Genomic DNA, 9,037 nt, shown 5'->3' with positions numbered 1-9,037 from the left:
TCGCGCAGGGCTTTGGCGTGAATGCTTTCTGAGGGATAACCGCTCCCATGCTCCCGATGAAGAAAGAAATAGAATGTCTAGACTTGTCTAGGTTTTATATAGCAGTGGTATAGTCAAATCAATAGAAACTCGTTATTATAAACAAAACTTATATTTAAGAACTGACAAAATTTCATTACTAATCGAGTTGAATTTTTCGTTACATGCTTTTATTTTTCTCGTAGTATCAGAAGTGAAGCAAACTTTAACCAACGGCTGATCTGATAAGATGAGTCGTGGTTTTTGCTTCAGGATAACTTATACGATCCGTTTACAAAAGAGAGGCTGACAAAATGGCTAGTTACAAAGTGACACTGATCAACGAAGCTGAAGGGCTGAACGAAACAATTGAAGTACCAGAGGATGAATTTATTCTAGACGTTGCTGAAGAACAAGGTCTTGACCTACCATACTCTTGTCGTGCTGGTGCTTGCTCTACCTGTGCGGGTAAAATCACAAAAGGTGAAGTTGACCAGTCTGAGCAGTCTTTCTTGGATGATGACCAAATCAAAGCTGGATATGTGCTAACTTGTATTGCTTATCCAACGTCTGACTGTACTATCGAAACCCACAAGGAAGAAGCACTTTATTAAAAGTTAGGCACCCAAAATCAACCTCTTTCAAGAGTCGCGGATGTGATAAGGAGAGAAAACAAGCAACTTGTGCTGTGTCTGCTGCTTACATCTAGCTTAAAGATGGACGTAGCGGTCTAAGAGCTTCGCTGTGAGCGCTCAGCCGAACGGTGTAGGGGTTTAGGGAAAAGACATTCTTGAAAATAAGGAGTCAGGGAGTCACGGAGAAATATTTTCATGTGTTCAGTGGTTTGCAGTTCATGACAGCTACTTTGGCTGAAAGTCTAGATTCACGTTATGCAAGTAGGAATACTAGGAAACCCTACGTTTTGTTTGATCTTGATTCCAGACTAACTGTTCAATCTATCTGACGTTGCGGCTTCTTGTTTTTTCTCATCTCCTCCCGTCAAATTACTCAAACTCCGACTCGCAACATCTGCGCTCATACCCCAAATTAATAATCCTAAATAATCAGAAAAAGGGTCAGCACCAAAAGTTGACCCTTTTTGCATGTAAAGCGATCGCAACCCCACCACCGATAAACCAACCAACAACACTAGAGAAAACAATGGTCGTGCAAACCAGTATGTTGCTTGAGTACGAAACTCACTTCCAGATAAGAAAATCAGGGATTTCTGCAACCACAGCACCAATTTATCCACAGGTTTTTTCACATTAGATTTCGCTGTACTACCAACAGCTGCAACAGCATCTTTTACCCCCTTAGTCACTTCTAACAACTTTATGGATGTCTTATCTTGTCCCATCATTGTTGGAAATTGCAACTCAGCGACATCTTGCTGTAATTCTTCCAGTAAATTTTTTACTTGCTCGTCCTGTTCTAAATCAATTTGCATCCGCACGTTTTTGATTTTTTGCAGAATACCATTGTTTCCCTGAACTTGGGGATGAGTTTTGAAGGATTCTAACTTTTGTTCTATAGTGCGTAACTGTTGTAAACATTCCCAACGAGCAGTAACTTTCTCTAGTTGCGTTGTTGCTGCTTCCAATTTCATCTGCTGCACCAACTGCTCGGCTTTGGATAGCATCGGAATGAGAATTTTTTTGTCTTCTGCGTCAATCACAGCAACTTGCTTTTCTAATTCCTTAACTTTACCTAGAGCTTCAGTTTGGGGAATACCCTTTTCTTGCATATATTTAATTAATCTGCCCAAAAGAATGCCCAAAAATAACACCAGTAATGGTGTTAATGGTGCAATTCGCATCGTCAAGTTAACTGGGATGATTAAACGTTCCCTTGCACCTGATAAACTTAAGTAAACGGCTCCTGTATAGCGGTCTGAGGGAATTTTGGCTTTTTCCCAAGTTAAGGGGACTTTGACAATTTGGTCGGCTTTTAAAGTTTGGGGAATATTAGGTATTTTGATTTGGTCAGAAGTTAACTGATAGCCTGTTTGTTCACCTTTTAAAAACACCTCAGCACTCGTAACTGTTACAGATGCATCTTCTGTGTTGTCAAAAGCTAAATTCCAGTTTTCTAAAAATGCACTGGTTGGAAATAATAAACGTGCTAATCCACAATCTAACCACCAACTACATTGGGTTAATTGTAACTGTACTTGTTCGTTTCCTCGTAAAGGTGTTAGTTTTGGTCTAGCTTTTACTAATAAGCTGATATCAATAACTTGTGGTTTTTGAGCAGGAAGTTGTACTTGAATTTGTCCTTTATATGTTCCTGGTAATTGAGGATTACTAACTTTTATTTGGAAATCTTTGGGTATACCAGGTTGTAATTTAGTTTCACCTAGAAATGATACTTGCTGACGACTAATAATTTCATCACCTTCTTGACGCTTCAAGTCAGAAGCTAAAAAAGTGAATTGTTCTACCTTTGCTGGAGCAGAAAGACGTATGCTACCTACAAGGGTATTTTCCTCATTCAACCAACCTTTTATCTGTAAAGGATTATCTTTAGCATCGACTGTAATATTAGTTTGGGCTAAAGCAGATGTGGGACAAATAAGCAACAAACAGACAACAGCAAAAATCCAGCGTTTCATACATATTATAATTGTGATATTGAACAGGCTAAAGCAATCTCATGGGCAGCATATAAAGAATAAACCAAGCCAAGAGGATTATGCTGCTGTTGCAGCAATTTTCGCCGCACTGCAAGCATCGCCTGTCCCATTGTTTCACCTGCAAACAGTCGCTTAAATACCTCTGTCGCGTAGTATTCAGCAAAAGGTTCTGACACAGGACATTCTGTACCAACAACTCCACTTGCTCCCGCGTTCAAAAAATCATCAATCAAGCTGACATAGCTTTCCGGACTATAATCTCCCGTTGCACAGCCATTAAGAAATACTAACGGGTGATGTTGCCAAGTTGACTCATAACATTCCAGAAAATTGCTGTAAATTCGCTCATCGCTGAGTTCTAAATACGGTCTTTTTGGCATTTCCTCTAAACCACCGTGGCAGTAGAAGTATATTAAATCTAATACATTGCCATGTTCCTCCCAAATGCTTTCTAGCTTTAACATTTCCTCCGCAGATAGTATATTTATTGAACCAGCAGCTTCTAATTTGGGTAAATGTTCTTGCCAAAGTTGAAAATCCCGATAGACGTTAAAACTCAGTTGCAATTGTTGATTATTTTTAATTTGTCGTACTAACGCCACGGGAGAATTATGTTTACTGCTAGCCCAACATGGTAGTTGCTCGATAGAATAGCGATAACCCCAGAAAGCATGAGGGCAAATAAATTTTGGGTCACTTTTATTGGGGCAATTTGTACAATCTAAGTCATGTTCAGTAAAGCGATCACACACCCGATTCTGTTTGCTAGTTTTTATTTTCCGCTCATACAGTAGCGCCCAAGGAATTGTTACTTTTCCTAACACTGGGTTGACTTGAATCACTGTATTTGGTTGGAGGGCAGCTTGTAATGTTTCTCCTTGGTCATCTGTTAATAAACTATCTTGATTTTGTGGTAGAAGTTGACGATAGAGTTCTCGTCCGACATCTGCTAATTTTGGAAGCCAGGTGTTAAGTTGTTCGATGCTTCCCTGGACTTGTCCCCAATATCCATCGACTAAAGTTGAGTGTAGTTGTTGGCGAATTCCGGCGATCGCACTCCCCAATGCAGCAGGTTGCAAGGTTGTATCGTAAAACGCCAGTTCTTTACTACCTTGGGTTCTATCAAGAAAGCGAAAATCAATACTGCCATCTCTTTGATCAAGTTCTACCTCCACAGTTAACACTCGTTCGGGGAGTTGTGCAAGTTGTTCGTTAGTGAGTAAGTCAGTTGTGGTAAAAGTCATGCGGCTACTTTGGGGAGGACGCAAGGATTCAGGAATTTCTGCACCTGGTACAGGTATAATCAGGATTATTAGTTGCTTGCATTGAAGTAGGTAGCCACGATAAAACAATTCCACTTGGATGTAACCACGACCATCAAATTTGTTAGGTTTGACTGTGAATTGGACGTTATCAGATGCACCAGTGCGAGGTAAAGATAGTTTTTTGATAGTTGTATTAATGTTGAAATCCTTGGAAGTCACGACTACATCCAGAGATAGGGTTTCTTGTTCATTCCATACTTGAGCTAAAGCTGTATCTGGGAATGGGGTTGGTTCGCTATCTATTCCTTGTGGTTCTGGGCTGATGTTTATAAATAATGAATAAGTCTGTCCGTGAATGAGGGGTTCGGTGGGTGGAATGGTTGTTTGGTTGTTTGTGTCAGTGAAGTAGGTATTAAAGTAACGATAATTTTCTACGTACTCGGAGATTTTTTCTAAAAAAACGAGTTGCTTTGTAATTTGGTCTTGGTTTTCCGTAAGCAGGATAGTGCTGGTAATATCAATGATCTGGCTTGATTTATCGTAATTTACTAAAGATTCTCCTGGTAATTGTTCCAGCAAGGCGATCGCCTGCTACTGGTGGCTTTTGACTACGACTTAATTATTCCGATGCACCCGGATTCAATATTAAAGCCTAAAATGCATGAGCAAGGTGCATAAATTCTTTTGGGCTAGCCCTAATAAATAAAAGGAAAAAAGATACACACTATCCCTACCATCATGTGGTGGGGATTTTCATATGTACTATGCACCTCCAGTGCTTCTACAAACTTGGGAAAATTTCCCAAGTTATTTTTTTTGAACCATTTTCTCAATTTCGCCCCATAAACCGCGTTCGATCAAGACGGTATCGCACTATCAATAGCTTTACTCGCATTCTCCGTAGCTTTTAATATTTTGATACTTTCGGGATAAAACGTTACATAGAGTTTCTGTTTGTCTTGGTTGCAAGCCGGAGCGTTTATGTTTGCGAGCCGCAAGTGTGATTCGTTCTGTCGAAATGAGTAGAAACACTCGGGGATGACAGGCAAGGTATAAAGAAGGGAGAAATCTCAACTGAACCTTGATAACTCAACTTTTCGTGATGGTGTAATTCCATCCCTCCAGGTGCAGGAGTGACAGCGAGTCCCCCATTTCAGCAGAATGGTTATCTGTTGGGGTGAAGCGGGGAATCATGGTGGTAACTGCTAGCCTAATGTGGAATCCCGCCTAGCATAGTTGGTCATGGATAGGAATACAAATCTCTCGACTGAATCATCGTAATGCAAAACAAGCCAAAAGGCTGTTAGGCTTGACCCAAAAGGGAAAGGATTGGTGATTGGCTGATTAGCGGCAGACCAATAAGCACTCACAAGAAACCCGGTGAAGAGAGAGAATCCTAAAACCAGCGTCAAACGGAAATTTGGGAACGAAGTAAACCCCTCATATGCTCTCAAGAATTGGTCGAATTCTTGAGTAGGTAGCCGACCGGAAGCTATGTGGGAGAAGGATTGTCTCAGAAGCTAATGCCCTTGGTAATGCAAGGGATATGCAGACGGAGACACGGTGACTTGGATTGTAGAGGTATAAGTAGCAATGTATACGTCTAAAACGAGTTTCAAGACTACGGTGGAATGGAATGCTATCCCCTGGCGAAAGTTAGAAAGGAAAGTATTCAAGTTGCAAAAACGCATCTACAAAGCCTCGCAGCGTGGTGATGTCAAAACAGTCAAAAAACTCCAGAAAACTCTGGTACATTCCTGGTCAGCCAAGTGTTTAGCGGTGCGTAAGGTAACACAAGAGAACCGAGGTAAGAAGACGGCAGGAGTGGATGGGCTGAAAAGCTTATCCCCAAAAGCACGTCTCATCTTGGTAAAATCCCTGAGATTAGGGAGTAAAGCTGCACCTACTCGAAGGGTGTGGATACCCAAACCTGATTCAGAGGGGGAAAAAAGACCGCTCTCGATACCTACAATTTACGACCGTGCCTTGCAGACGTTAGTCAAAATAGCGCTAGAACCAGAATGGGAAGCCCGCTTTGAGGGGAACTCGTTTGGGTTTAGACCGGGAAGAAGCGCCCATGATGCAATTGAGGCAATATTCCTCACAATTAGGTTTAAGCCTAAATACGTGTTGGATGCCGATATTGCACGTTGCTTTGACCGAATTAACCACAATGCTCTGCTGTCAAAATTAAACACATTCCCCACCATTCGCCGACAAATTCGCGAATGGTTAAGAGCGGGAGTGATTGATTTTGCTGCCTATTCTAATAGGCAGAAAACCTACAGCAGAACATCCGAGGGTGCGCCACAAGGCGGATGTATTTCGCCGTTGTTAGCGAATATTGCCCTCCACGGTATGGAGAATCAAATTAAACAATTTGCTCTCACGTTACCCGGAAGTAAAACGGCTAACCGTCAGGCAATAAGCTTAATTAGATTTGCAGATGATTTTGTCATCCTACACGAAAACCTTACCGTTGTTCAAAGATGTCAGCAGATTATTGCGGAGTGGTTAAGCGGAATTGGACTGGAATTGAAACCAAGTAAAACGCGGATATCTCATACTCTTAATAAGCATGAAGATAACGTAGGTTTTGATTTTCTGGGTTTCACCATTAGACAATTTGCTGTAGGCAAAGGTCATAGTGGTAAAAACAGAGGCGGAATATTACTCGGTTTCAAAACCATAATTACCCCAAGCAAAGCAAAACTAAATGCACACACGTATCAGATAGGGAAAGTGATTGAGAGCCATAAGTCAGTACCTCAGTTTGATTTAATTGCTCACTTAAATCCCATCATTCGTGGATGGACATCCTATTACGCAAGTGTCGTTAGTAAACGCATATTCAACAAAGCTGATTCAATACTATTTAGCCAATTGAAAGCATGGGCAGAACATCGCCACCCCAATAAATCTTCTCAATGGAGTTGTCAAAAATATTGGCAAACTATTGGGTCTGATAATTGGGTATTCACATCAATTAATCGGGGAATTCGCCTCCTGAAGCACCGCGAAACTCCTATCGTGAGACACACAAAAGTGCAAGGAAGCAGAAGCCCATTCGATGGTGATTGGGTTTACTGGAGTTCTAGAATGGGTAAACATCCCGAAGCACCAACGAGGGTGGCAACACTCTTGAAAATGCAAAAAGGAAAGTGTGCCCATTGCGGACTATTTTTCCACGACGGAGATTTGATGGAAATCGACCATAAAACTCCTCGCTCAAAAGGCGGTAAGGACAGTTATGACAACCTTCAATTACTCCACGGACATTGCCACGATGCTAAAACGGCAGCAGATAATGTTGCCATTAAAGTTCCAGAGATAGATGAGGATTATCACCTTAATCCCTTCTAACTCGGAATTTATAGGTGTGTTTGACAAACACCAAGTCATTGAGGAGCCGTGTGAATCTAACGATTCATGCACGGTTTTGTAGCCGAGTCAGGAGGGCGACTTCCTGGCTTAGGCATCCAAATATAGGTTAACTTAAGTGGGTGTGTTTGTCACAGAGGTAGGCTATCGCTTCCCTTGGACTCACTCACCAGTGCGTAGATGCGAAGCGAAACCAGCCTGTAGCGTCGTCCAAATACTTTTTCTAAGATTATATGAGCGAACTTATTCATAATCATTATCAAACAATAGCAGGTATGTATGAAGATTTATGGTTTTATTCAGAGGATTTTGTTCAGTTTATTACTAACGAAATCATTGAACATTTATGTCTAAAAAATACAGATATACTTATAGATTTAGGATGTGGTACAGGAATATACGCTAAAGAAATTAACAATCAGATGCAGTTATATAATCCGATTATCTGTGTGGACTCCTCGAACAAGATGCTTGAGCAAATCCCTAATAATCTTAAGTATAAATGCGTGGAAATGGATGCAATAAACTTTTCGGCTTCGTCTAGAACATACAATAAAATTATTATTAAGGAATTAATGCATCATATTAATGAAGAAAAACTGTTATTAAGTAATCTCTTCCAAAGATTGACCTGTGGTGGTATTTTACTGCTAATACTTCTTCCGCCAAAAATTGATTACCCGTTATTTAGTAAAGCTTTGCGTAAATATGAAGAAGTCCAACCCAATTATAATAATCTTGCTAGCTTACTGGAAAAAATTGGTTTTCATGTAGCGGTGGATTTTGTAGAATATCCTTTGGCAATTCCTAAGTCTAAATATTTGCAGATGGTACAAAATCGTTATATGTCTTTGCTTTCAACTTTTGATGATGAACAACTTGCTCTTGGTCTAGCTGAAATGGAACAAAAATATGCCCAGCAATCTATTCTTAAATTCTCAGACCGCTTTGTTTTTATCACAGCAAGTAAGACCTGATGCGTAAAACTATTGGATAAAGACAAGCGCGAGTACTAGCTATGTTTGACTTCTGCAAATTAGCCCAAGGACGGTTCTGACGAACTAACACCCTCACCCAGAACGCTACAATCAAACCAAACCTAAAAAAGTCCTGGCGTTCAAAGATTATGCTAGCTGTCACCCAACAACCCCAAAAAATGACCGTTGAGGAATATCTCGAATGGGAACCTCAGCAAGACGTTCGCTACGAATACGTCAACGGCAAAGTCTTTGCCATGACAGGTGTTACAATTCCCCACAATGACATTGCACTTAACTTTTACACTCCCTTACGCCCACATCTGCGTTCTAGAGGTTGTCGGGTGAATGTGTCAGACGTGAAAGTACAACTCAGTCCCCAAAGCCAGTACTACTATCCTGATGTTATCATCAGTTGCGATCCTCAAGACCTCAACGCCCGCAAATTTATTCAGTTTCCTAAACTCATAGCGGAAGTCCTCTCCCCAGGTACAAGCAGCAAAGATAGGGGTGATAAATTCACTGATTATCTAAAAATCCCCACTTTGCAAGAGTATATATTGATAGACTCTGAAAAAATTTCTGTTGAGCGTTTCTGTCGGGGAGAGGGAAGAATGTGGCTTTACTATCCCTACACTGCTTACGATATTATCACTCTATCAAGTATTGAATTTGAGTTTCCTATTGAATTGCTGTATGAAGGTGTTGCATTTGAAACAGAAGCATAACAAGCACGGTAAACTGGTTCAATTGACTAATAT

General features: G+C 40.7%; 6 protein-coding genes. 4 read left to right on the top strand and 2 right to left on the bottom strand.

The window, feature by feature from the left end:
- Positions 1-332 precede the first annotated feature (332 nt).
- On the top strand, positions 333-632 hold the full coding sequence (locus AC5590_RS22285) for a ferredoxin (protein WP_169265595.1): 300 nt from the start codon (positions 333-335) through the stop codon (positions 630-632).
- Positions 633-961: 329 nt separating this feature from the next.
- Here AC5590_RS22285 and AC5590_RS22280 read toward each other — a convergent pair whose 3' ends face one another.
- Both AC5590_RS22280 and AC5590_RS22275 read right to left on the bottom strand, forming a co-directional pair.
- Positions 962-2,632 (bottom strand): hypothetical protein, encoded by a 1,671-nt coding sequence (locus tag AC5590_RS22280; RefSeq protein ID WP_169265594.1) that lies wholly within the window; start codon positions 2,630-2,632, stop codon positions 962-964.
- A gap of 5 nt (positions 2,633-2,637) precedes the next feature.
- On the bottom strand, positions 2,638-4,497 hold the full coding sequence (locus AC5590_RS22275; protein ID WP_211178478.1) for a CHAT domain-containing protein: 1,860 nt from the start codon (positions 4,495-4,497) through the stop codon (positions 2,638-2,640).
- A gap of 1,014 nt (positions 4,498-5,511) precedes the next feature.
- On the opposite strand from AC5590_RS22275, the gene AC5590_RS22270 reads away from it, so the two are divergent.
- The 3 genes from AC5590_RS22270 (at position 5,512) to AC5590_RS22260 (ending at position 9,004) form a co-directional block, all read left to right on the top strand.
- Positions 5,512-7,281, top strand: coding sequence for a group II intron reverse transcriptase/maturase (locus tag AC5590_RS22270; protein WP_169265593.1), 1,770 nt, complete (start codon positions 5,512-5,514; stop codon positions 7,279-7,281).
- Positions 7,282-7,532: 251 nt separating this feature from the next.
- A complete protein-coding gene (locus AC5590_RS22265; protein ID WP_169265592.1) occupies positions 7,533-8,276 on the top strand; it encodes a class I SAM-dependent methyltransferase in 744 nt (247 codons plus the stop codon).
- Between the two features lie 149 nt (positions 8,277-8,425).
- Positions 8,426-9,004 carry a Uma2 family endonuclease gene (locus AC5590_RS22260; protein ID WP_169265591.1) on the top strand — a complete coding sequence of 193 codons (579 nt, stop codon included), beginning with the start codon at positions 8,426-8,428 and terminating at the stop codon, positions 9,002-9,004.
- Positions 9,005-9,037: the final 33 nt, after the last annotated feature.

Source organism: Brasilonema octagenarum UFV-OR1 (genome assembly GCF_963888615.1).
Classification (GTDB): domain Bacteria; phylum Cyanobacteriota; class Cyanobacteriia; order Cyanobacteriales; family Nostocaceae; genus Brasilonema; species Brasilonema sennae.
This window is presented reverse-complemented; position numbering and strand designations above follow the sequence as displayed.

What these genes read in the sequence shown, in the direction of transcription:
- AC5590_RS22285 (WP_169265595.1), top strand. Translation starts at nt 333, where the DNA reads ATGGCTAGTTACAAAGTGACACTGATCAACGAAGCTGAAGGGCTGAAC.
- AC5590_RS22280 (WP_169265594.1), bottom strand. Translation starts at nt 2,632, where the DNA reads ATGAAACGCTGGATTTTTGCTGTTGTCTGTTTGTTGCTTATTTGTCCC.
- AC5590_RS22270 (WP_169265593.1), top strand. Translation starts at nt 5,512, where the DNA reads ATGTATACGTCTAAAACGAGTTTCAAGACTACGGTGGAATGGAATGCT.
- AC5590_RS22265 (WP_169265592.1), top strand. Translation starts at nt 7,533, where the DNA reads ATGAGCGAACTTATTCATAATCATTATCAAACAATAGCAGGTATGTAT.
- AC5590_RS22260 (WP_169265591.1), top strand. Translation starts at nt 8,426, where the DNA reads ATGCTAGCTGTCACCCAACAACCCCAAAAAATGACCGTTGAGGAATAT.